17 protein-coding genes are annotated in these 23423 nt (G+C 61.7%); 8 read left to right on the top strand and 9 right to left on the bottom strand.

Annotation, left to right across the window (positions count from 1 at the left end; genetic code table 11):
* Positions 1–122: 122 nt before the first annotated feature.
* Positions 123–1016: a hypothetical protein gene (locus AC3YOG_RS03485; protein ID WP_489934085.1), complete on the top strand. Its 894-nt coding sequence runs from the start codon at positions 123–125 to the stop codon at positions 1014–1016.
* A 161-nt stretch (positions 1017–1177) separates the two neighbouring features.
* Here AC3YOG_RS03485 and AC3YOG_RS03480 read toward each other — a convergent pair whose 3' ends face one another.
* From AC3YOG_RS03480 to malQ, 6 genes are all read right to left on the bottom strand, one after another.
* Positions 1178–3298, bottom strand: a complete 2121-nt coding sequence (locus AC3YOG_RS03480) for a histidine kinase dimerization/phosphoacceptor domain -containing protein (protein WP_489934084.1) — start codon at positions 3296–3298, stop codon at positions 1178–1180.
* A complete protein-coding gene (locus AC3YOG_RS03475) occupies positions 3285–3824 on the bottom strand; it encodes a biliverdin-producing heme oxygenase (protein WP_489934083.1) in 540 nt (179 codons plus the stop codon). Before AC3YOG_RS03475 ends, AC3YOG_RS03480 begins: the two co-directional genes overlap by 14 nt.
* Positions 3825–4081: 257 nt before the next feature.
* Positions 4082–4621: a hypothetical protein gene (locus AC3YOG_RS03470; protein WP_489934082.1), complete on the bottom strand. Its 540-nt coding sequence runs from the start codon at positions 4619–4621 to the stop codon at positions 4082–4084.
* On the bottom strand, positions 4611–5768 hold the full coding sequence (locus AC3YOG_RS03465; protein ID WP_127751608.1) for a zinc-dependent alcohol dehydrogenase: 1158 nt from the start codon (positions 5766–5768) through the stop codon (positions 4611–4613). The genes AC3YOG_RS03470 and AC3YOG_RS03465 overlap by 11 nt, the downstream gene beginning before the upstream one ends.
* Before the next feature lie 123 nt (positions 5769–5891).
* A complete protein-coding gene (gene treS / locus AC3YOG_RS03460; protein WP_489934081.1) occupies positions 5892–7958 on the bottom strand; it encodes a maltose alpha-D-glucosyltransferase in 2067 nt (688 codons plus the stop codon).
* A 110-nt stretch (positions 7959–8068) separates the two neighbouring features.
* Positions 8069–10204 (bottom strand): 4-alpha-glucanotransferase, encoded by a 2136-nt coding sequence (gene malQ / locus AC3YOG_RS03455; RefSeq protein WP_489934080.1) that lies wholly within the window; start codon positions 10202–10204, stop codon positions 8069–8071.
* Positions 10205–10444: 240 nt separating this feature from the next.
* Here malQ and AC3YOG_RS03450 point away from each other — a divergent pair, with 240 nt between their 5' ends.
* Genes AC3YOG_RS03450 through glgB form a run of 3 tightly spaced genes read left to right on the top strand, consistent with a single transcriptional unit; the run spans position 10445 to position 16303 of the window.
* A complete protein-coding gene (locus AC3YOG_RS03450; RefSeq protein WP_489934079.1) occupies positions 10445–12511 on the top strand; it encodes an alpha-1,4-glucan--maltose-1-phosphate maltosyltransferase in 2067 nt (688 codons plus the stop codon).
* Complete coding sequence (locus AC3YOG_RS03445) at positions 12508–14067, top strand: putative maltokinase (RefSeq protein ID WP_489934078.1); 1560 nt, start codon at positions 12508–12510, stop codon at positions 14065–14067. Before AC3YOG_RS03450 ends, AC3YOG_RS03445 begins: the two co-directional genes overlap by 4 nt.
* A gap of 16 nt (positions 14068–14083) precedes the next feature.
* Entirely contained in the window at positions 14084–16303 is a 2220-nt protein-coding gene (gene glgB / locus AC3YOG_RS03440; RefSeq protein ID WP_489934077.1) for a 1,4-alpha-glucan branching protein GlgB, read from the top strand.
* 13 nt (positions 16304–16316) lie between these two features.
* On the opposite strand, the gene AC3YOG_RS03435 is transcribed toward glgB, so the two are convergent.
* From AC3YOG_RS03435 to AC3YOG_RS03425, 3 genes are all read right to left on the bottom strand, one after another.
* Positions 16317–17084, bottom strand: coding sequence for an amino acid ABC transporter ATP-binding protein (locus tag AC3YOG_RS03435; RefSeq protein ID WP_127751614.1), 768 nt, complete (start codon positions 17082–17084; stop codon positions 16317–16319).
* Positions 17081–17761 carry an amino acid ABC transporter permease gene (locus tag AC3YOG_RS03430; RefSeq protein WP_489889369.1) on the bottom strand — a complete coding sequence of 227 codons (681 nt, stop codon included), beginning with the start codon at positions 17759–17761 and terminating at the stop codon, positions 17081–17083. The genes AC3YOG_RS03435 and AC3YOG_RS03430 overlap by 4 nt, the downstream gene beginning before the upstream one ends.
* Before the next feature lie 71 nt (positions 17762–17832).
* Positions 17833–18600 carry an amino acid ABC transporter substrate-binding protein gene (locus AC3YOG_RS03425; RefSeq protein WP_489889368.1) on the bottom strand — a complete coding sequence of 256 codons (768 nt, stop codon included), beginning with the start codon at positions 18598–18600 and terminating at the stop codon, positions 17833–17835.
* A gap of 293 nt (positions 18601–18893) precedes the next feature.
* On the opposite strand from AC3YOG_RS03425, the gene AC3YOG_RS03420 reads away from it, so the two are divergent.
* The 4 genes from AC3YOG_RS03420 (at position 18894) to AC3YOG_RS03405 (ending at position 23289) form a co-directional block, all read left to right on the top strand.
* On the top strand, positions 18894–19943 hold the full coding sequence (locus tag AC3YOG_RS03420; RefSeq protein ID WP_489934076.1) for a mannonate dehydratase: 1050 nt from the start codon (positions 18894–18896) through the stop codon (positions 19941–19943).
* Positions 19944–20007: 64 nt separating this feature from the next.
* Complete coding sequence (locus AC3YOG_RS03415; protein WP_489934075.1) at positions 20008–21129, top strand: lactonase family protein; 1122 nt, start codon at positions 20008–20010, stop codon at positions 21127–21129.
* Positions 21126–22283, top strand: a complete 1158-nt coding sequence (locus AC3YOG_RS03410; protein ID WP_489934074.1) for a mandelate racemase/muconate lactonizing enzyme family protein — start codon at positions 21126–21128, stop codon at positions 22281–22283. Before AC3YOG_RS03415 ends, AC3YOG_RS03410 begins: the two co-directional genes overlap by 4 nt.
* 7 nt (positions 22284–22290) lie before the next feature.
* Entirely contained in the window at positions 22291–23289 is a 999-nt protein-coding gene (locus AC3YOG_RS03405) for a hypothetical protein (protein WP_489934073.1), read from the top strand.
* Positions 23290–23423: the final 134 nt, after the last annotated feature.

Genomic DNA, 23423 nt, shown 5'->3' with positions numbered 1-23423 from the left:
TCATGAACTCTATCATTTATCTCGTCGGTCTTGTTGTGGTCGTCCTGGCCATCCTGTCTTTTCTTGGCCTCAGCTAAGGGAAGCGGCAGCTTTCTTCCGTTTCCCCCCGCGAAAGGCTCATCATGACCATAGAATCTACTCTGGGTGTAACCCGCGTAGCCACAACCGCTTCGGATGGCGACCAGTCCTCCTATGTTGACTGGCCCGCCATCATTGCAGGTATTGTGCTCGCTTCGGCAATTTCCGTCGTCTTCATCAGCTTCGGATCGGCAATTGGGCTGAACTTCCTCGACTTCAATGCACGCGAAGGCGCCTCGCCGATCTTCATCGCCATCGTGGCGGCCAGCTGGTTCTTGTGGGTACAGGTGTCGAGCTTCATGGCTGGCGGGTACCTCACCGGTCGTTTGCGCCGCCGCTATCACGACGCCACCGAGCACGAGAGTGATGTGCGCGATGGTGCCCATGGCCTGCTGGTTTGGGCCGGCGCCGTTGTGGTTGGCACTGTTCTAGCCGTGAGCGGCATTGGCGCTGCTGTAAATACAGCGGGTGCCGCACTTTCCACTGCAACCCAGGCTACCGCCAATGTGGCGGGCGGCGCAGCTGAAGCAGTTGATCCAAACGCATACTTCATCGACACTCTGTTCCGCTCGCAGCAGCCAACCAATCCCGAAGCCGCACGAGCCGAAGCGGGCCGCATCTTCGCGCAGGCCGCTTTGGGCGATGGTACCGTGGAGGAAGAGGACCGCACCTACCTGGCCAATGTCGTTGCCGCCAATACCGGGCTGACACCAGAAGAAGCCAATGCCCGTGTTGATCAGGTGATCGGCAATATCGAGCAGGCCCGTCAGGATGCGCTGGAAACCGCGCGTACCGCGCGCAATACCGGCATCCTTGGTGCATTCCTTTTGGCTGCATCGCTGCTGATTTCGGCTATCGGCGCCTTCTGGGCCGCCCAGAAGGGTGGCAATCACCGGGACGAGAACAGCGTGTTTGCTGAAGTGTTCCGCCGCTTCTAAGCGTCACTGGAAAGGAAAACATCATGTTGCGTGGTTTGGGTCTCTGGCTCCTCGGTGTGCCGATCTGGCTGATCATCATCATCGTACTCTTCTTGAACTAACAGAAATGGGCGGGGAGCAATCCCCGCCCATTTTTGTGTTGTCTGCAAAGCGGAAAAGACTCAGGCCTGGATGGCCGCCGCCACAATCACGCGGGCGCCCGGGGAATTGTCGGCGATTTCCATGGATCCACCGAGGCGCTGCACCAAGCTCGCCAACATGCGCGAGCCGAACCCCGTGCCTTCCGTCACCCCGCTATAACCGCGTCCGCTATCGGCAACGATCAGGCGAAGCATGTCACGGTGCTGCTGCAGGCTGATGAGCAGCGGGCCGGGTTCACCCCCATAGGCATATTTGGTGACATTGGTCACGAGCTCGTTCACGATGAGGCCGACGCTAACCGCCCGATCGGTGCTGATCAGCATGGGGACAAGATCCAAAGTCACCTGTCGGCGCCAGCGCTCGTCCATGGATTTCAGCAACTCATCGACCAGCTCGGTAAGATAGCGCGACAAGTCGATAATCTCGACACTGTCATCCTGGTAAAGGCGCCGGTGCGCCAGCCCGACCGCCGATAAGCGGCTCTCCGCCTGCGCCAGATGTGCGCGCACTTCTTCGCCAGCATTGCGCCCCTGCATGCGCAGGAAGGCGCCCACAAGCGCCAAACTGTTCTGGACGCGGTGATTGACCTCGCGCAACAAGAAATCCTTCTGGCGGATCAGGCTTTCATTCTCGTTGAGGGTGGTCGTCAGCTCGCGGTTAAGCTGCTTGATGCGACTGTTGTTGCGCGCCTCGGTCATCAAGCGAACAACGCGGGACGCGGACTCCGTCTGCGCCAATGTCCAGGGCCGTGAGCGGCCGCGCACGCTTTCGGACCATGCTTCGAATGAAGCGCGCGGCTTAAGCACCGCCCCCGGCTCGTGCGGCACGTCCTTGTGCGGGTTGCCGGCCCATTTGACAGTCTGCAACTGTTCGGCCCGGAACCACATCAGAATTGTGGGTACCTCGGTTGACATCGTGACGGCGAGGAGCCCGCTGGCACTCTCCTGAAACGCCGCGGCTGCGGGATAGTCCTTGCTCAGTTCACGGCTGGCGACCGGCTTGAGGGATCCGGGATGGCGCACATGTTCCGCCAATTGGCGCACATCTGTTGGGTAGGGACAATTGCCGGCGCGAAACAGCTCGCCCCCCTGAACGGCGGCAAAGCCATCGGCTTGCAACAAAGCGGCGAGTTCTTCGCCCGATCGCGCAAAGAACTCTACGAGGGAGCTGTCCGTGCCGAGGCGGGCGAGGATGGCGTCTTCCTGCGCGCGCAGCGCAATCCGCTCGCGATACAACTCGCCCTCGTCACGCGCCTTGACCTGCCGGGCGAGACCGGTTGCCATGGCCTGACATGCGAGCCTTGTGGTCAGCGATAATTCGCGCGGTTGGTGGTGATGGCAGGCGATGAGGCCCCACAGAACGCCATCGACCACGATGGACATGGAGGCCGAAGCGCCCACCTCCATGTTCTTGAGGTACTGGATATGGATCGGCGACACACTGCGCAGCGTCGAGTCACTGAGATCAATCGAGGTCAGGTCGCGGCTCGCGCTGACGATCGGCGCCGGCTCGTACTGCACATCGGCGATGACGCGAACCTTGTTGCGCACATAAAGCGCCCGCGCCTGGCGCGGGATGTCCGTGGCGGGGAAATGATGGTTCATGAAGCTAGAAGAGCGATCGCTGATGCTTTCGCCCAGCACCACGCCCGCCTCGTCATCGATGAAGCGGTAAACCATTACCCGGCTATAGCCGGTGAGCCGCTGGAAAATGCCCGCCGCTCGATTGGACAGGTCAGCCAGGGTGGTCGAGCGCTCCAAGGTGGCGCCCAGTGTCTCCAGCTGCGCCAAGAATTGTGCGTCGAGATCGGCGTTTTCGTCGGGGTCGGTGAGTTCAACCACCAGATGCCCACCACTGCGATAAGCGACGCCATCACGCGCTCGCCCACCAAACTGCACGCGGCCAAGCACCAGCAAGCCGGAAGTCGGGATCTTGCCGGCAAGCGCTTGCACGTTGAGCCCCGTGAGCTCAGCCAACGGAAGCCCAAGGATTGGAGCAGAACCGTCGGGTCCGGCAAAGCCTTCAACAATGCCGCTATCGGCATCAGCAATCAGCATTGTGCCATAGGGCTGGATGGATCCGGGAATATGGATCGGCTCCAGGTCGCAATTGGTCAGGTCAACGGTCTTAGGCTCTGGCAAAGACAGGCTCCGAATGGATCGACAGAGCCAGTTCAAACACGGCCCGTGCGGCATGCAATGCTGCGGAATGGTCAAGCTCAGCAGTTCCGAGCAAGGCCACGAACCGCCTCCAGCGCCCCGGATCGTCCGTTTGCGCCGCCAGATGCCGTGCTCCGAAATGCTCGCTTAGTCCAAGCTGTTGTGCCCGCGCAAAAAGGATGCGCGCACCCACGCCCGAGCCCTCCAGCACATAAAGTGCCCCGAGGGCCGAAGCAAACCCCAAGGGAAGCTCGAGGATGGGGGCGCTTGGAAGATCAGCTTGCCTGAGATCCTTCAGGTCGGCGCGGAGAGGACCCGCCAAGTCCTGCACCGACCATTCTGGCCGGTCTCGGACGGTCGGCTCCACCGCGGCGCGGAATCGGTAGGAGCGGAGAACAAAGGCCCGATAATCGTCCAAGCTTTCGAATTGGCCCACAACATTGTCGAGGCGCGTATGCACGGCTTGAGTATGCAATCGCAGTGCGCTGCGCAGGCTAGTGTCGGCCAACCGGTCAGTCTCCTACCGCTTCCGCTTGCTGCGCCAGGGCATGTGTGGCGCGGACGGGGTGCAATCCACTTTAGCAGCAAGTCACGCGGTTCAAAGCGCTGCAGCCGAAGGCAGACCTTCATATGTGCGCAGTTTGAGCGATAAGCGCATCCTGCCGCAAGTGGCACAGCACCCGCAAAGCAGAGAGCTGACTGGAGAGAGCTGTATTTGCGGTGACTGTGGCGCATCTGCGCCGCAATCACCTTGCTCTCGGGGGATTAGCGAGGGGTGGGCCGGGCAGGATGCCGGCGACCATCACCTTGGCGGGATCGCACCAAGGCATAAGCCAAGGTCAACACCGCACCGGTAACCGCGACTTTGCGGATCAAGCCGGGCATGTTGTGGGCGACTTCAGATTTGATACCCATTTCGGCCGGGATATTGGGCACTCGGCCGGCCAGCAGGTCGGCCGCTACGCCTTCAACCACGTTGATGCGGTCCGCTGCCAACAGGATCAGCCAATGGCTCCATTTACCTTCGCTGCTCTTGAACGCCTGCCGGCGGAGCGCCCCACTGACGCCTCTGGGCGGAGTAGAGGTGCCAAATACGGCGGTGCGCCGATTATGCTCGGTTGAACGGAGCACCTCGACAGTTTCTGGCTGCAAGGCTGGTCGTAGCCAATCCAGCCCACCCTTGCTGTCCTTGGAAATGTCGCGCATCGGGTAGGTTGGATTGTTGGCCGGGTCGGCATCCACACCCCAGCCGACCACCTGGGTCGGATCAATCCGCTGCTGGGCCGCCAGGGCTTCAGGCGACATTGATTGAGGAAGGGACGAGGACGGGCTTGATGCAACCATCGAGCTTGGCAGAGAAGATGTGGTAGGCATCGGAGACCTCCTCGAGCGGCACTTTGTGGGTGATAAGGGCTTTGGGGTTGATGCGGCCGGCCTGCACATGCTCGATCAGCCGCGGCAGGAGGCGCTTCACCGAAGCCTGGTTGGCGCGAATGGTGATGCCTTTGTTGACGACATTGCCGATCGGCACCAAATTCCCGGTTGGGCCATAAACTCCGACAATTGAAACGATCCCGCCCTTTTTGACCGAGTTGATCGCCCAGTGCAGCGCGGTCGCGGCACCCGCTTCCAGCTTGAGCTTGGTGCCGAGCAGGGTGTGCAATGCACTTCCTGCTGCGTCTCCGCCCACCGCATCGATGCAGACGTCAGCGCCCAGGGAGTCGGTGATCTTCTTGAGGAAATAAACCGGATCTTCGATGGAGCGGAAATTGTAGACCTCGGCCGGACCGTACTGGCGCGCGAAATCAAGCCGGTATTCGAGATGGTCAATGACGATCACACGTCCGGCCCCAAACAGCCACGCGCACCGGGCGGCCATGATGCCAACCGGGCCGGCCCCGAACACCACCACCGTGTCACCGCGCTGGATGCCGCCCATTTCGGCGGCTTGATAGCCGGTGGGCACCACATCGGTCAGCAGCACCGCATCATCGAGATCCATGCCGGCCGGGATCTTGGTTGGCCCCACATCGGCATAGGGAACGCGCACATATTCGGCCTGCCCGCCATCATAGCCACCAGCGGTGTGGGAATAGCCGAAGATGCCGCCCACGGCAGTCGCCTGGCTGTTGGACTCGTGGCAATTGCCAAACAGACCCTGTTGGCAGAAGTGGCATTTGCCGCAGGCAATATTGAAGGGCACGATCACATGGTCGCCCACGGCGAGGTTGCGAACCTCCGAGCCGACCTCGACAACAATGCCGGTAAACTCATGCCCGAAGGTCATGCCGATCCGGGTGTCGGGCACCATGCCGTGGTAAAGATGCAGGTCCGAGCCGCAGATGCATGAGCGCGTCACCCGCACGATCGCATCTTCCGGATGGAGGATCTCGGGCATCGGCTTTTGCTCGGCCCGCACCCGATAGGGCCCTCGATAATCCATCGCCAGCATGCGCATCTCCTTGCAATAGCTTGGGTTGAATGCTGAGGATGCCTGCGGCGTTCCCCTTTCCCAGGGACCCGCTAACCTAGGTGCCGGTTCCCCTTGGTCGGCACCTTTCACTCAATCGTGTGCCTAGATCGAGGGGACAGCTCCCACGATGCGGAGGGACTGGCCTTCATAGCCATCAAGGCCGATGAAGAGTTCGCCCGATTCCGGCAAATCCCCAAAGATCGTGCCATGTAACATGTCGATCACGGGTCCGGTCTGGGCATGCTCCAGGGTGATGGTTTCCTCGACCCGATCTGGCCCAAAATTGAGCGCAGTCACCTGCAGCCCGCGTTGATCGGGCAGTTCATGCACCATCACGAGCAGGCTGTTGTTCTGCACGTCTGGAATGGCAATCTGCTTGGCCGCGAAGAGACCATGCGCCTGGCGCACAGCCAGCAGGTGCTTGAGCTCGTTGGCGAAGGACTTTGGATCGTCTAGCTGCTGATTAAGTGGACCATAGAGCATACGCGCTCTGGGCAGGCCCGCGCTGGAGTGCTCGGCGCCCGGATTGACGTCGATCAGATCATAGGCGCCGCGCTCGATCCAACGGGTGTCGCCTTCGCTGGTGAGCTCACTAACCGATTCCACCGGAAGCGGCAGGGCGCCGACTAAATCCCATCCCGACAGGGCGAAAACGCCCGGCTGGTAGGCGTTGTACATGACCAGCAGCAGGTGGATGCGCTTGATCAGCTCCTTTTGCTCGGGCGTTATCGCATCGAGATCGCGGATACCGAGCGCAGCGGTGATCACGCTAATGGTGGTGCAGGCGACGCCATTGGCCACAAAGCGCAGATTATAGGGTGCGGCTTCGCCCGTAAGCTTGAGGTAAAGGGTGTCGCGCAGATGCTCGCGCAGCAAGGACCCTGGCCAGGTCTGGCCTTCAAACACGTAAGTATCGTTGGCGTGCTTGGTCCAGAAATGCACCAGTTCAAGCGTCAACTCGTCATGGTTTTGCAGCGCGTGGATCAGCGAAGCTGGGTCAATGCCAAATTCATGGACCGTGCGCAGCATCAGCCGCAGAAATTCCGTGCTGCCGGTCAGGACGGCGTGGTGGTAGGCGGGGCGGGTGATGAAGTCGTAGCTGAGATCAGCGCCCCCCTTTGACATTTCGGCGATGTCATCGACGGTCAGGTTGAGCTCCTGAAAGGAAAAGCCACCTGCTTTGCGCACCATGCCGGCAATGAGTTGGTTGCCAACAAGGGAAAGCGGATGGCCCTCGGACCAAGCCGTCTCGTTCTGCTGAACCTCCACACCGAGAAAGCCGTTCGCATCGAGCCGCAAGCCGCGCGCGCCCAGGATATCGAGTGAATGCAGCGCGTCCCCGACAATCATTTGTGGGGCAGCAAAGGTTGGATCGAGCCAGTTGAGCGAAGGCTGGCCTTCCTTGAAATAGTGCAGATAAACCCAGCGCCGCGCTACGCCATCCACGCCCAAGATAACGTCGGTGGCGCTCCAGTCGGTTTCCTTGACGCCCGGCTCAAAGAAGATCACGCGCCTGAGCTGGCCAACGATATAGCCTTTGCTCTTGAGCGCATCGACGCAAGACGGCGACATATTGGCGGCCCGGCGTCCCTCTGGAATATCGGGGAGCAGGTTCCAGTCTTCCTGGGGAATTTCCACCATGTGGTAGAGGCCGGGATAATCCCCATAGAACATTTCGGCCAAGCGGAAATCGGCGCCCTTGCCAGTATGGGCGGGGATGATGTCATCGATAACGATGGAATTGTAGGCGGCTGCCACCCGGCTCATGGCTACGAATTCGTCGAGCGTACCAAATTGCGGATCGATCTCGAAGCTGATGCGGTCGAAATTACCGTCGACGGTTGGCGTCTTGACGCCGTCCCGAATGCCGCCGGCTTCCTTCATCGGGCCGGTATGTACGCCTTGCACGCCGATGGCTGCGAGCGACCGCCACAGCTCGGGATCGCCGAGCGTCGCCAATACGCTCTCGCCTTCGCGGGTGACGATCGCGGCGGGATAGGCGGTGAACCAGACCGAGGCCAACGCCGAAGCCGCGCGTGGCCGCGCTTCTGCATACGGATTGCGCCAGAACCGCCCTTGACCAGCATAGCGGCTGGCAAGCTTGCGGGCATTGTTGAGCATGGACTGTTCTAAGAGCCAGTCGATGTATTGCGGATCCGGTTTGTCCATATCTGGCCTGTTCGCTGGTCGGGCAATGATCTAGTGCGGGTTATGCTGTATGTCGGCTGAGCCTGAACGCTTCGATTAAGCCGTCGTTGCCTTGATCTGGCAGAAAGCCACTAGCCTGCCCTTCTCAGCGGCTCGACAAGGCTCCAGGCATCGGGGTCCTCGGCAAGTTCCTCAATGGTCATCGCGTACTTTCGGCGCCAGTTGGGGTGCTCGGTGGAGGTGCCGGGCACATTGACCGGGGCGATGTCACCAGTCATGTCATCAAGTTGCGTGACCAGCAGCGTGGACCGGGTCATGCCAAGAAAGCGGTGCGCCTCCCGGGCAAAGAGCTCAGCTGAGACATCAGCTATCCCCGGCGCAGGGCTGAACAATCCAGCCTGCGTGAATGCCTCGAGGATGTTTAACCGCTCCCGGTCGCGCCTTTCTTGCTGGCTGCGGGTTTCCTCCTCGGTTCCATAAAGCCCCAAGCTGTCCTTCAAAGTGATGTCGTCGCCTTCCCACCACGCCTCAAGCGTCGGCAGATCGTGACTGCCGGTCACCGCTAGCGCCAGTTCGGGGTATTGGTCCGGCGGCACAAACTTGCCGGTTTGGAAATCCTGTTCAAAAAACAGCACGCGGTACGACAAGATGTTGGCAGCGGCGAGCTGTTCGCGGAAGCCGGGCGGCACGGTGCCGAGATCTTCCCCGACAACCAGGCATTGCTGCCGCTGGGATTCCAGCGCCAAAACCCCAATCAGCTCATCGAGGGGAAAGCTCACATAAGCGCCTTCCGCTGAACTCTTGCCCTCGGGGATGCAATAAAGACGGGCAAGGCCCATCACATGGTCGATCCGAAGGCCGCCGGCATGGGCCATGTTGGAGCGGATCAACTCGGCAAAGCTTTTATAGCCTTCGCGCTTGAGCGCAATTGGATCAAATGGCGGAAGGCCCCAATTCTGCCCAGCGGGATTGAAGATATCGGGCGGGGCACCCACCAGGGTGCTCTGCAGGAAGGCGGGCGGATTTGCCCAGGTTTCCGCACCGGAGCGATCACATCCCACCGCCAGGTCTCGATAAAGGCCGATAGCCATGCTCTGCCGGGGGGCTTCCTCGGCTGCCCTCGCTAGCTGTTCATCGGCGAGGAACTGGAGATAGATCTGGAAGTCCAATTCAGCCTCGTGCTCGCGTGCGAACTGCATTTGTGCTGGCGAGCCGGCGGTCTGCATGTCGCTCGGCCAGTCCTGCCAGCTGGCTTGCGACGGATTCTCGCTGGCAAAATGTTGTCGCATGACCTGAAACAAGGCTGCGCGTTCAAGGCTTTCGCCCTTTTCTGCGCGGAAGGCGGCCATCGCGTTTTTGCGCTCGGCACTGCCTGCTTTCGTGAAGCTCTCAAAGACGAGCTGCAGTGCCTCAAGCTTGAGCGCGGTTACTGCAGTGTAATCGACCAGCTTTGTGGCGCGGCAGTCGCCAAGGCGCCGCTGGAAATCGGCCGATTCCACCAAGGTTTGCGCCGCTTCGGACTGGCCGAACTCAGGCACCGCCAGCACGTCGATATAAAGGGGGTTCAGATAAAGCCGCGTTGCGGGTGAATAAGGGCTTGCAGCTTCAGGATCGTCCAAGAACATCTGGTGCAGGGGGTTAAGCCCGATCACGGCACAACCGCGAGGTCCAGCGACCTTGATCAGCTCTTGCAAGTCTGAAAAATCGCCGATGCCCCAGTTTGCGGCTGAACGCAGCAGATAAAGCTGCACAGCAATACCCCAATAACCCGTTGCCGTTTTTGGGGGCAACCAGCAGCGACCGGGGCTGACGATGAGGTTTGCCTCCGCACTTATTTCTGGAAGTTGCAAGCGGTGGTATCCGAATGGCAGGTCGGGAATGCGCAAGCTGACCTTGCCCTGGCGCGAAGCAGCGAAGGAATCGGCGACGCCGCTGATCTCCTTCCCGTCCTCCAGCACGACTTGCCAAGCGAGCTGGTCAGTGCCGGCCGGGAGCTTGACCTCGAGCGCGCACACGCCGTCTTGCGGCGTTACGACAATGCTGGCGGGGAGGGGGCGTGCGGCGGCTTCGTAATCGAATTGCTCAAGTGCGGTCTGGGCTTCAGCCTCATCGGCGACTGAAACGCCCATGCTCGCGAGCAGAAGCTGAATTGTTGCCGCGGATACCGATATGTGGCGCCCTAGCGCGTCCTCGAATTGCACCCCGATGCCGTAACGCTGTGCGAGTTGTTTCAGCGCAGGCCGCGCTTCGTGATGGTCGTTGGACATCGGTTCTCCTCATCGACGTACAGGACGTCGGGCAGCAACAAACTACCTAGCGTCCTCTACGGCTACGGCAATCTGCCAGCGGCGCGTTTGTTCCTCACCGACCACCTGCAGTGGTTAGGTCCGGGTCCACAAGCGGTCAGCGGGTTTTGCCGTAGGCGTCACTAAACTTCTGACAAGAAAGCGAAACTAAACCACAGATTGAAGCATTTGGTCCGCAATCATGCCGGAAGTGGGGACATCATGCTGCTCGACAATAAAAAGGCTAAGCCCAGCAAGGCTCGAGTGGCAACCGCTCAGCCGGTGAGCGCTCCCCGACAGGTGGATGCCGGCGATCAGGAATTGTTCCGGCTGGCTGCCAACCGGGTAGCCATCGAGGGGATAATGCCCGAGATTGATGGCGGCCGCTTCCCCGCCAAGAGCGTGGTGGGCGAAGAGGTGGTGATCGAGGCTGACATTTTCAGCGATGGTCATGACACGATAGACGCGGCCCTGTTGTATCGCCCGGCGGGAACCGAAGCCTGGTTTGAACAGCCCATGGAGTTCGTCGAGAACGACCGCTGGCGCACGACGATCGCCTTTCCTGAGAACCGGTTGTACGAGTTCACCCTTGCCGGCTGGCGGGACCTTTATGGCAGCTGGCGCAAGGAGATCGCCAAAAAGCACGCTGCGGGCATTGATGTCAGCCTGGAACTCGAGGAGGGGCGTCGCCTGCTCGATGTCGCACAGCGCTCAGACCGGGCCAATGATGCTGACAGGCGGGAACTGTCCGGCGTGTTGGCGGCATACACAGCGCTGCAGAACAATCCCGAGCGCCTGGCGCTATTGAGTTCCGATGCTGTGGCCGACGTGATGCAGCGCGCCGCTGCGCGAACCAATTTCAGCCAGTATGAGCGCGTGCTCGAGATCTTCGTTGATCGCAAGGTCGCTGCGTTCGGCGCTTGGTATGAGCTCTTTCCGCGCTCGCAGTCGGGCAGTCCGGACCGGCACGGTACCTTTGACGATGTGATCGCGCGGCTACCCTATATCCGCGATCTGGGCTTTGACGTGCTGTACTTCCCGCCCATCCACCCGATCGGGCAAACCAACAAGAAGGGCAAGAACAATAGCCTGAGTGCGACCGTCGAGGACCCCGGCAGCCCCTATGCCATTGGATCGGCGGATGGCGGTCATGAGGCAATCGAGCCCAAGCTTGGCACGTTCGAGGATTTCGACCGGCTGGTTGCAGCTGCCGCCGAGTATGATCTTGAGATCGCGCTCGATTTCGCCATCCAGTGTTCCCCCGATCACCCCTGGATCAAGTCGCATCCCGAATGGTTCGACTGGCGTCCGAACGGCTCGATCAAATATGCCGAGAACCCGCCCAAGAAGTACGAGGACATCGTCAACGTCCACTTCTATCGCGATGCGATTCCAAGCCTCTGGCATGAGCTGCGCGACATCGTGCTGCTTTGGGTGGATCATGGCGTCCGCATCTTTCGCGTCGACAATCCCCACACCAAGCCCTTCCCGTTCTGGGAATGGCTTATCGCCGAGGTGCGCGCCAAGGATCCAGGCGTCATCTTCCTTTCGGAAGCTTTCACCCGCCCCAAGGTGATGAAGCGGCTGGCCAAGGTCGGCTTCAGCCAGAGCTATTCATATTTCACCTGGCGCAATGTGAAGTGGGAGCTCGAGCAATATCTGACCGAGCTAACCCAGGAGGAGTGCCGCCATTATATGCGGCCCAACTTCTTCACCACCACTCACGACATCAACCCCCGCTACTTGCAGGGAAGCGGCCGGCCCGGGTTCCAGACGCGGCTGATCCTGGGCGCGACGCTGGGGGCCAGCTACGGCGTTTATAACGGCTTTGAAATCTGCGAGTCCGAGCCGGTTCCGGGCAAGGAGGAGTATCTCAACTCGGAGAAATACGAGATCCGGGCCTGGGACTTCGACAAGCCCGACAACATCAAATGGGACATCGCCTTCATCAACCGGCTGCGCCGCGAGCACAAGGCGCTCCAGGAGTTTACGAGCCTGGCTTTCTATAACGCCTGGAACGACAACATCCTGTGTTACGGCAAGCGCACCGCGGACCGTTCGGACTTCCTGCTGTTCCATGTGTGCCTTGACCCGCACAACCAGCAGGGCGCCGATTTCGAGTTGCCGCTATGGGAATTCGGCCTTCCCGACGATGCCTCGATCGAGGTCGAGGACATGGTAACGGGGCATCACTTCACCTGGCACGGCAAGTACCAGCACATCCATCTTGATCCATTCTACAAGCCATACGCCATCTGGCGTCTGATTGCGCCGGGGGCACCGCGATGAACGCCCCGACAGCGCCGATGGCTTCGCCCATTCCCACGCTCTTTTCCCCCGATGGGCAGCTGGTTTCGGCCATCACCGGGGAGGGCAAGACACAGCTTGAATCCGTGACCCTGCCGGCATTCCTGCCGTTCCAGCGTTGGTTCGGCGCCAAGGACAGCACGATCACTGGCGTCAGCCTTTCCCCGCTGGGGGAACTCGAGCCCGGCGCTCACGCCCTCATTGCCGCCGATGTTGCCGTCGGGGGAGAAACGCAGCGCTACCTGCTGCCGCTTTCAGCAGTGTGGAGCGATATGGGCCGAGGCAGTGCCGGCTCGGCCGCACCCCCGGTGCTCGCTAATATCAACAGCGACTCCAGGTCCGGTGTGCTGATCGATGGTGCCCTTGACGGCGGCTTTGCCAAGGCATTGCTGCAAGCCTTGCGCGAGCAGAACATCATGAGCACGGCAACTGGGGAGGTCGTGTTTTCCGCAAGCGAAGCCTTACAGGCCAGCGGCGATGTCGGCGAGCCACGTCCGCTCGGCGCGGAGCAAAGCAATGTGTCGATCGCGTTTGGTAACACCATCATCCTCAAGCTCTACCGCCGGTTGCGCTCGGGTGAGCAGCCCGATGTTGAAGTGGCGCGGTTCCTGACCGCTGTCGGACAGTTTGCCAATACGCCTGAATTCCTGGGCGAAATCCAACATCGTCCGACTTCGGGTGAGGCAACGACGCTCGCCGCCGTGTTTGCCTATGTGCCCAACCAGGGTGACGCCTGGGCGGCGGTAACCAATGCCTTGACCGAGAGCCTGTTGGACGGCGCGGCTGACGACGGCAACTGGATCGGCGCTATCCTGGGGCAGCGCACGGCGGAAATGCACAAGGCATTCGCCGTGGATACAAACGAGGCCGCTTTCCGTGTCGAGCAGTTGGCCGGATCTGACATTACCGGCTGGGCCGCTGAAGCGGTCGCCGAAGCTCACGATCTTCTCGACCGTCTCGAGCAGAACCTGCCCAGCCTGCCGGGGGCGGCCCGTGCGATAGCCGAGGAGATTCTCAGCAAGCGCGAACTGCTGATCGAGCGCATCGAGGCTGGCTCAGAGATGGCACCCTCGGGTGGGCGCTCGCGCATTCACGGCGATTACCATCTCGGCCAGGTCCTGGTGACCGGGCGCGACGTGATGATCATCGATTTTGAAGGCGAGCCCAAGCGCAGCCTGCCCGAGCGCCGGGCAAAGTCATCCCCCCTGCGTGATGTCGCCGGCATGCTGCGCTCGTTCCATTACGCCGCCTGGACTGCCCTCAGCCGCTACCAAGCCGAAACGGGCAGCCTGCCTGATGGGGTGCGGACACGGGTCGAGGATTGGCGCCGCGGCATCAGCGCTGACTTCGTCGCGGCATACGAAACCAGCGTGGCTGATGCCTCGAGCTTTCCGCCCGACCCAGCCCTGGCCAAGGCCTTGACTGAGATGTTCCTGCTGCAAAAGGCTATCTACGAGGTTGGCTACGAGTTGGCGAACCGGCCCGCCTGGGTGGAAATTCCCCTCAGTGGCATCAAAGACCTCCTGAGTGAAGGCTGAACCCGTGGACAATCCAATGAACCAAGACACTGCGCGGCCGTCAGCCTATCCTGGCGATGTCGAAGCGATCGTGCGGGGGCGGCATGGTAATCCCTTTGCCACGCTGGGCATGCAGGGAGGCGATGGCGAGCCCCTTGCCGTCAATGTCTTTGCTCCGCAGGCGGGGCAAGTTGAGGTGGTGGACAGCGCCACTGGCGAGAAGGTCGCCAAGCTCGAACGCATCCACCCTGAAGGGTTCTTTTCGGGGTTCATCACGGACCGCAACGAACGTTTTGCTTATCGGCTCGCCATGTCGGCCGGCGAATTTGCCTGGGAAGCCGAAGACCCCTATCGCTTCCCGCCCATTCTGGGTGAGATGGACGAATACCTGCTGGGGGAAGGGCGCCATTTCCGCCTCTACGAAAGACTGGGGGCCCATCCAACAGTTCTGGAAGGGATAGACGGGGTTGCCTTCGCCGTTTGGGCGCCCAATGCCTCGCGCGTCAGCGTTGTGGGCGAGTTCAACGCCTGGGACGGGCGCCGCCACCCCATGCGCAAGCGCATAGGTGTCGGAATCTGGGAACTGTTTATCCCGGGTCTAGAGAAGGGCGCCGTCTACAAATACGAGATCATTGGCGCCCATGGCGAGCGGCTGCCGCTCAAGGCCGACCCGCTGTCCTTTTACCAGGAACATCCACCCGCAACCGCTTCGGTCGTGCACGGCCTGCCCGAACATGACTGGCAGGACAGCGAGTGGATGCGCAACCGCGCGGGGCGGCAGGATTTATCGGCCCCGATGTCGATCTACGAGATGCATCTGGGCTCCTGGCTAACAGGAGGGGACGGCGAGGCGCTCGACTACGACGCCATTGCCGACCAGCTCGCTGATTACCTGACCGATATGGGCTTTACCCATGTTGAACTCATGCCGGTCACCGAGCATCCATTTGGCGGATCCTGGGGGTACCAACCGGTGGGCCTGTTTGCCCCCACTAGCCGCTTTGGCACGCCGGAAGGTTTTGCGCGCTTCGTGGACCGTTTGCATGCGTCCCGCATTGGCGTCTTGATGGATTGGGTACCCGCACATTTCCCGTCCGACGCCCATGGCCTCGTTCGGTTCGACGGCACCGCGCTTTACGAGCATGAAGATCCCCGGCTGGGCTTTCATCGCGACTGGAATACGCTGATCTACAATTTCGGGCGCAATGAAGTGGCCAATTTCCTTGAGGCCAGTGCTTTGTTCTGGCTCGACCGCTACCATATCGATGGCCTGCGCGTGGATGCCGTGGCCTCCATGCTTTACCTCGATTATTCCCGTGAGGCGGGCGAATGGATCCCCAACAAGTTCGGCGGCAACGAAAATCTCGAAGCGATCGCTTTTCTCAAGGAAACCAATACCCGCGCCTATGAGCTCAATCCGGGCTCGCAGACCATTGCCGAGGAATCCACCGCTTTTCCCAAGGTCAGCCGCCCCATTTATGACGGTGGCCTCGGCTTTGGCTACAAATGGAACATGGGGTGGATGCACGATACGCTCCACTATATGCAGCTCGACCCCATCTATCGCCGGCATCACCAGGGTGAGATGACCTTCGGGCTGCACTACGCCTATACCGAGAACTTCGTGCTGCCGTTGAGCCACGACGAGGTCGTTTACGGCAAGGGGTCACTCCTGGGCAAAATGCCGGGCGACCGCTGGCAGAAATTTGCCAATCTGCGCGCCTATCTTGCCTTTATGTGGACCCACCCGGGCAAGAAGCTCCTGTTCATGGGCGGCGAGTTCGGCCAGGAGCGGGAATGGAACCACGACCAGTCGCTCGACTGGCATCTGCTCGAAGATCCCATGCACAAGGGCGTGCAGTCGCTGGTGCGGGACCTCAATCATACCTATCGCAACCATCCGGCGCTGCACCAGCTCGACGCGGACCCGGAGGGGTTTGAATGGATCGACGCCAGCGATGCCGAGGGCAGCGTCTTTATCTATCTGCGTAAGGGCCGCGATGGCGTGCCCCCGGTGGTTATCGCCTGTAACATGACGCCGGCAGTGCGCTCCGATTATCGGGTGGGGGTGCCGCAAGGTGGAAGCTGGGGCGAGATTTTGAACTCGGATTCAGAAGTCTATGGCGGCTCCAATGTCGGCAATGGCGGCCATATCAATGCTGAAGACGTCAGCTGGCACGGCCGGCCGGCGTCCCTGCGGCTCACCTTGCCACCGCTCGCCGCCATCCTGCTGACGCCGAACGATCCGCCGGCATAAGAGCCGGCGGGAGTCACACCATCTGGATGGGCGCAGCCTGCGCCGTCAGCGTCGAGACAAAGCGCTTGGTCCGTTCAGAGGCGGGACTGCCGAACACCTGTTGCGCCGGGCCTGCCTCGACGACTTCCCCGGCCTCGATGAACACCACATTGGAGGCTATGGTGGCGGCAAGGCGCAGGTCATGGGTGGCCATCAGCATGGTCGTGCCTTCGCGGGCCAGTTGCGCCAGAACTTCCACCACTTCGCCAGCCAGCTGCGGATCGAGCGCGGAAGTGGGCTCGTCGCACAACAAGACCTTGGGCGTCGGCGCCAGGGCACGGGCAATGGCGACGCGTTGCTGCTGCCCGCCCGAAAGGCTCGATGGCCAGGCATCGGCCTTGGCCGCCATCCCCACTTTTTCGAGCAGTTCGAGACCGCGTTGGCGCGCTTGGTCGGGGGGCCATTTCAGCACGGTCAGCAGTCCCTCCATCACATTTCCCAGCGCGGTGAAATGGGGAAACAGCTGGAAGTTCTGGAACACCATGCCAGTCTTGCGCCGTAGAGCCAGGACGGCTTTGCGGTCCACCTTGATCCCAGGCCCAAAATGGATGACGGCATCATCGATGCGGACATCGCCCGCTTGCGGCATTTCCAGCAGATTGACGCAGCGCAACAATGTGCTCTTGCCACTGCCCGACGGGCCGATCAGCGCTGTTACGCTCCCCTCGGGAACGGCCACGCTGACGCCCTTGAGCACCTCAGCATCGCCAAAGCTCTTGTGGATGTTTTCGAGCGTGATCACGCGCCAGCCTCGATGAAACCGCCATAGCGGGAAAAGCGTCGCTCCACTCTGGCCTGCAGGCTCGACAATACCGAGCTGACAACAAGATAGATCAGGGCGACCTCAACATAAAGAATGAGCGGCTCGTAGCTAGTCGCGACGATACGCTGGCCGGCGCGGAACAGCTCGGGCACGGTGATGGCGGCCGCCAGCGATGTGTCCTTCACCAGCGAGATAAAGGTGTTGGACAATGGGGGAATGGCTACCCGCGTTGCCTGGGGCAGGATGGCGCGGCGCATGGCCTGGGGCCAGGTCATGCCAATCGAATAGGCGGCTTCCCACTGCCCCTTGGGCACTGACAGCAGGACGGCGCGGATGATCTCGGACGTATAGGCGCCGACATTGAGGGTGAAGCCGATCAGGGCGGCGGGAAACGCATCAAGCACGATGCCGATGCTGGGCAGGCCGTAAAAGATCAGGAACAGCTGCACCAGCAACGGCGTGCCGCGGATGATCCACACATAGAATTTGACCAGTGCGACCAGCGGGCGCGGCCCGAACAGCCGGGCGATGGCGGCAAGAAAACCCAGGCTCAGGCCCAAGATAAACGACAGCAGCGTCAGCGGGATGGTGAACAGCAGGCATGCCCAAAGCAGCGAGGGCAGGGAGTCCAGCATCAAAGAAAGCCAGGGCGGCATCGCGGGGTTTCCGTCAACAAAAAAGGACCGGCCGAACCGGGCCGATCCTTTCACACAATATCGGAGAAAGTTTACTGGGAAACGTCTTCGCCGAAATACTTCTGGGAAATTTCAGCATAGGTGCCGTCGGCCTTGATCTCCTCCAGGGCCGCATTGATGGCGGCCAGCAGCTCGGGCCGGTTCTTGGCCAGCAGCACGCCAGAGAAATCGGCATCTTCGGCTTCGGCGACGATCTTCACTTCGGCACCGGGCTGCTGCTTTTTGAAGTCGTAAAAGGAGAGGCTATCATTGATGGTGGCATCGGCACGGCCCTGGGTGACGAGCGCGATCGACTGGTCGAACCCTTCGGTGGGCACCAGCTCAGCGCCATATTGCTGCGCCAGCTTGCCGAAATTGCTGGTCAGCGTCTGGGCCGAGCGCTTGCCGGAGAGATCCTCGAAGCTCGTGATGTCGGTATTGTCCTCGCGCACCACCAGCACGGCCTTGGAGGCGATATAGGGCTCGGAGAAGTCGTATTTGGCCTGCCGCTCGGCATTAATGCCGACCTGGTTGATGACGACGTCATAGCGATTGGCGTCGATGCCGGCGATGAGGCCGTCCCAGGGACCTTCCACAAATTGCGGCTCGACCCCAATATGCTCGGCGATGGCACGGCCGATCTCGACATCAAAGCCCACCAGTTCCCCGCTAGCGTCATGGAAGGTGAAGGGGGCATAGGTGCCTTCGGTGCCGATGCGCAGCGCACCCGACTGCTTGACCGCATCGAGGTCCGTCTGCGCCCATACCGGCGTGGCCACGGCCATCAAACCGACAGCAACAAGCACTTTAGCTAGCTTCATCTTCTTCTCCTGGCTGTCCGGTTCCTGCTGAGGCCCGGATTTGGTCAGGCAAACTGCGCCCAAGCCCGCCCGGTTTCAACTAGTTGAATGGATGTTTTCTCCCAGGCGCCGCGCAGAGTGCTCCCATGCTCCGCTTGCTGGGCGCTGACATCTTTTGTTGTGCCAAGTGCCACGGGCGCAAAACTTTCTTCGGTTGTTAGTTGGCAGCGGCGGGCGGCTGGCCTAGTCTCATTTGCATCACGGCCGCTTCAGCCCGCCAAGAGGCACGAGCTGGCCAGTGCAAGGGGGACGTCGTGGCGATCAGAATCGCTGTCGGGCAATTCCACGAGCTCAGCCAGGAGCGCCTGCGCTTTGCCGCGCAGATCGGGGCCACCGGAATCCAGATGAACAACCCCACCCTTCCCGGCGACGCGCGCTGGGAAGAAGCGGATGTGCGCGCGCTGGTGGAAGAGGTCGAGGCGGCGGGGCTGGTGTTCGAGGCCATCGAGAATGTGCCCACCCATTTCTACCACAAGGCCATGCTCGGGCTTGAGGGCCGGGACGAGCAGATCGAGAATTACCAGCAGACGATCCGCGCGGTCGCGCGGGCCGGGGTGCCGGTGCTGGGCTATCATTTCATGCCCAATTCGGTCTGGACCACCAATCGAACCGCGCAGACCCGGGGCGGGGCGCTGGCGCGCCAGTTCGACATGAGCGTTGTCGAGGCCCATGCCGACGATCTCGAAACCCTGCGCAGCTTCATGCCCACAACGCTCGGGCGGGCGAGTTCCATGCCGCTCTTTGGCAAGGACGGCCCGGTGATCACCGAAGAAGCGATGTGGAGCAATTACCGCTATTTCATCGAAGCGGTGCTGCCCGTGGCCGAAGAAGAAGGGCTGCGGCTGGCGCTCCATCCCGACGATCCGCCCGTGCCGATGTTGGGCGGGGTGGCCCGCCTCTTCTACCAGCCCGAAAACTTCCGCCGCGCCTATGAGCTCGCCGGCCAGTCACCGGCCTGGGCGCTTGATCTGTGCCTCGGCTGTTGCTCGGAAATGCCGGGCGGCAAGGCAGCGGTGATTGAGATGATCGAGTTCTTCGCCCCGCGCGGCACCATCGCCTATATCCATTTCCGCGACGTGCAGGGCGCCGTTCCCAATTTCACCGAATGCTTCATCGGCGATGGCAATTACGATCCGGCTGAAGTGATTGCGCTCTTGGCCAAGCATCGCTTCGATGGCTTCCTGCTCGACGATCATGTTCCCAAACTGGATGGCGACAGCGACTGGAACCATCGCGGCCGCGCCCATGCCATTGGCTATATGCAAGGTTTGCTGCGCATGGCCGATTATTGCGACCTGTTCTGAAACCCTTGCCGGCCGGCGTTCCCTCGGCCAGCCCTGCGCTGCAAAAGTTTGAGGACCTGGTTACATGCCTTCTGCCCTGGTGTTCGTTGGTGGTGTCAATCGCGGGATCGGCTATGTCGCCAAGCCTGCCGGGGAAGGGATTGCAGCCTTCCGGCTGGACCTGGTGAGCGGGGTGGCAGAGCCGCTGGCCATCACCAAGGGCATCGACAACCCGACCTTTGTGGCCGTGGCGCCCGATGGGCAAAGCCTGGTCGCCGTCAGCGAAGTGGATGGCTGGCATGAAGGCTTGATCACCGCCTATGGACTGGATCGGGCGACCGGCGCCCTGCGCTATCGCAACAAGCAGCCCACCCGGGGCGATTACACCTGCTTTGCCGGCTTTGATCGCTCGGGCCGCTGGGCCGGCATTGCCAATTATGGCGGCGTGCCGATCACCGAAGAGCCCAACCGCTCCTTTGCCATTTTCCCTGTGCGCGTCGATGGGAGCCTCGGCGCCCCTTGTGCCGAAATCACCCATACCGGGCAGGGCAAGGATCCCGACCGGCAGGGGCGGCCCCATGCTCATTGCCTGCGCTGGAGCCCTGACAACCGCTTTGTCCTCGTGGCCGATCTCGGGATTGACCGGCTGCTGATCTATCGCTTCGACGCGCAAAGCGGCGCCGTTTTGGCGCATGGCGCGGCCGAGTTGGCGCCGGGTGCCGGGCCGCGGCACCTGCAATTCCACCCGAGCCTGCCGCTGGTCTATTGCGTCAACGAACTCGACAGCACCCTTGCCACCTTGCGCTTCGACCCCGAGGCGGGGCAGCTCGAACTGCTGGGTGCCGTGTCCACCCTGCCGGTGGGCGGGCACCCCGGCAATTCCTGCTCCGCCATCGCAGTGCACCCCAGCGGGCAACACATCTTCGTCGGCAATCGCGGCCATGACAGTGTCGCTCGCTTTGTTCTCGATACCCAAACCGGACTGCCGACGCTGTTGGGCACCACGCCGGCAGGCGGACACATTCCGCGCGACCTGGCGCTCGATCCCTCCGGTACGCTCCTGGCCGTTGCCAATCAGGAAAGCGACCGGGTGTCGCTGTTCCGCTACGAGCCGCAGAGCGGCGGGCTCGAGCCGCTCGACGCCCCCATCGATGTGGGTTCACCCACCGTGGTTGCCTTTCACCCCGAGCTTAAGGGAGCGGCATGAAGATCACTGCCATCAAGCCCTTTCCCGTCTGGGTCGGGCACCGCAACCAGCTGATCCTCAAGATCGAAACCGACGAGGGGTTCTATGGCTGGGGCGAAAGCGGGCTGTCGGGCCGCGAAAAGGCGGTGATCGGCGCGATCGAGCATTTCCGCGAATTTCTGCTTGGGCGCGACCCGATGCGCATCGGCGCCATCTGGCAGGAGCTGTATCGCAGCCAGTATTTCGAAGGCGGGCGCGTGTTGCTCGCTGCCCAATCGGCGATCGATATTGCGCTCCATGACCTCAAGGCCAAGGCGCTGGGCGTGCCGGTTTACGAGCTGCTAGGGGGCAAGCAGCGCGACGTGATCCCGACCTTTCCCTCCGTCGCCAATGTCGAGGGACCCGAAGGCATCGCGGCCGCGCAGGCGCTGGTTGCGCGTGGCTGGAACGTGGTGCGCTTCTTTCCCGCCGCCTGGAGCAATGCCGACAACATCTTCGAGCCGCGCGTGTCGATCGGTCGAACGGCAAAGGCGCTGGTTGCCGCGCGCGAAGCACTGGGCGAGGAGGTGGTGATCGGGGTGGATTACCACCATCGGCTGAGCGTGGCGGAAGCGGCGAGCTTCTGCCAGCGCATGCCGGCCGGCACGCTCGACTTCCTTGAGGAACCCATTCGCGACGAGACGCCCGAGGCTTATGAGGCGCTGCGTCGGCTGACCGATGTACCCTTTGCCATCGGCGAGGAATTTGCCAGCAAGTGGCAGTTCCTGCCCTTTATCGAGCGCGACATCCACCAGTTCAACCGGCTTGATCTCTGTAATGTTGGCGGCTTCACCGAAGCCATGAAAGTGGCCGGCTGGAGCGAGGCCCATTATGTCGACATGATGCCCCATAACCCCTTGGGGCCGATCTGCACCGCCGCCACCATCCATTTCTCCGCCGCCGTCCCCAATTTCTCCTGGCTCGAAACCCGGGTGGCGGTGGGCGATCTTTATAGCGGGGAAGCGGGCAATGAGATCTTCACCCAGCAGCCGCGCCTCGAAGGCGTGGTGTACCGGGTGCCGGACGGACCGGGCCTTGGTGTCGAGGTGGATGAAGGAAGGCTCGCGGCGCAAAGCTTCCGTTTTTGGGAAGCGCCCCATCTGCGCCGCCCCGATGATTCGGTGACCAATTGGTGAGGCTGGGGTGAAACAGTTCGCACTCGGTTGGAGCCATGGCGATGCGCTGGTGCTGAGCACCGCTGCCATGCTGGCCGAGTGCCGCTTTGATCTTGGCGGCAGAGATTTCCGCCCCTTTGCCCGCGCCCCCTGGATGGGGCAGGTGAGCGATCCCGCCATCATCGGGCATCTGCGCGAACTGGGCGGCGATTTTGTTTGCCTGCCCTTTGGCGCCGGGCCCCCACAGCCGATCGGGCCACCCGAATGGGCCGAACTCATGGGCGAGCCGCCCCTTGTGCCCATTCACGGCCCGGCCGGTGACGCGGAATGGGAGCTGGTTGCGCGAACCGAGCACAGCGTTACCCTCGGGCTCGATTACCCCGCGGACTCCTTGGTGCGCCGGCTCGAGCGCCGGGTCGCCGGACGGCCGGGAGCGCCGGTTCTCGACTCGAGCCTCACTATTTACCCCCGCCGCTCCGGCGCCGTTTCGGTGGGCCTGCATCCCATTATGCGGCTGCCTGAAGCGCGCGGGCAATTGCAACTCGAAGCCGAGTTTGAGTTCGGCCTGGTGCATCCCCGGCGGGTGGGGGCAGGGGAGGCGCAGGAATTTTCCGCGCTCGCTGCGGTGCCGCATCGGGGCGGGCACATCGATCTGAGCCATGTGCCCCTGGGCGAGCCCAATTTCAGCGTCCAGCTCTGCGGCATGCGCGGACCGTTGCGCGCCGTGTTCCTCGAGGAAGGCGCAGGGGTCGAGATCGATTGGGACCGCGACCTGCTCCCCTCGCTGCAGATCTGGTGCACCGATCGCGGCATCGAAGGCGAGCCCTGGCAAGGGCGCTATCGCGGCATCGGACTCGAGCCCATTGCTTCCGCCTTCGATCTCAACACCCGGCTTTCCGAGCGGCCTAACCCTATCAGCCGGCGCGGCGTCGCGACGGCAGTCCAGCTGCAGGCCGACACCCCGCTCACTCTTTCTCACACGGTTTCCGCTTTCGCCACCGGAAGCACAGCCGCAGGCGGAGGTTGATCGCACCCTAGTTATTGTTCCCTTCAGCCGCATTGCTCTGCCTGGTGCAAAGTAAATCATCTGATTTGCTTGACAGCTGGCTTTGTGTAGTCTGCGCCTTCTCTGCGATAAAGCGAGTAACAGCATTGCCAATT

The sequence above is a fragment of the Devosia sp. Z6_126 genome, assembly GCF_058133495.1.
This window is presented reverse-complemented; position numbering and strand designations above follow the sequence as displayed.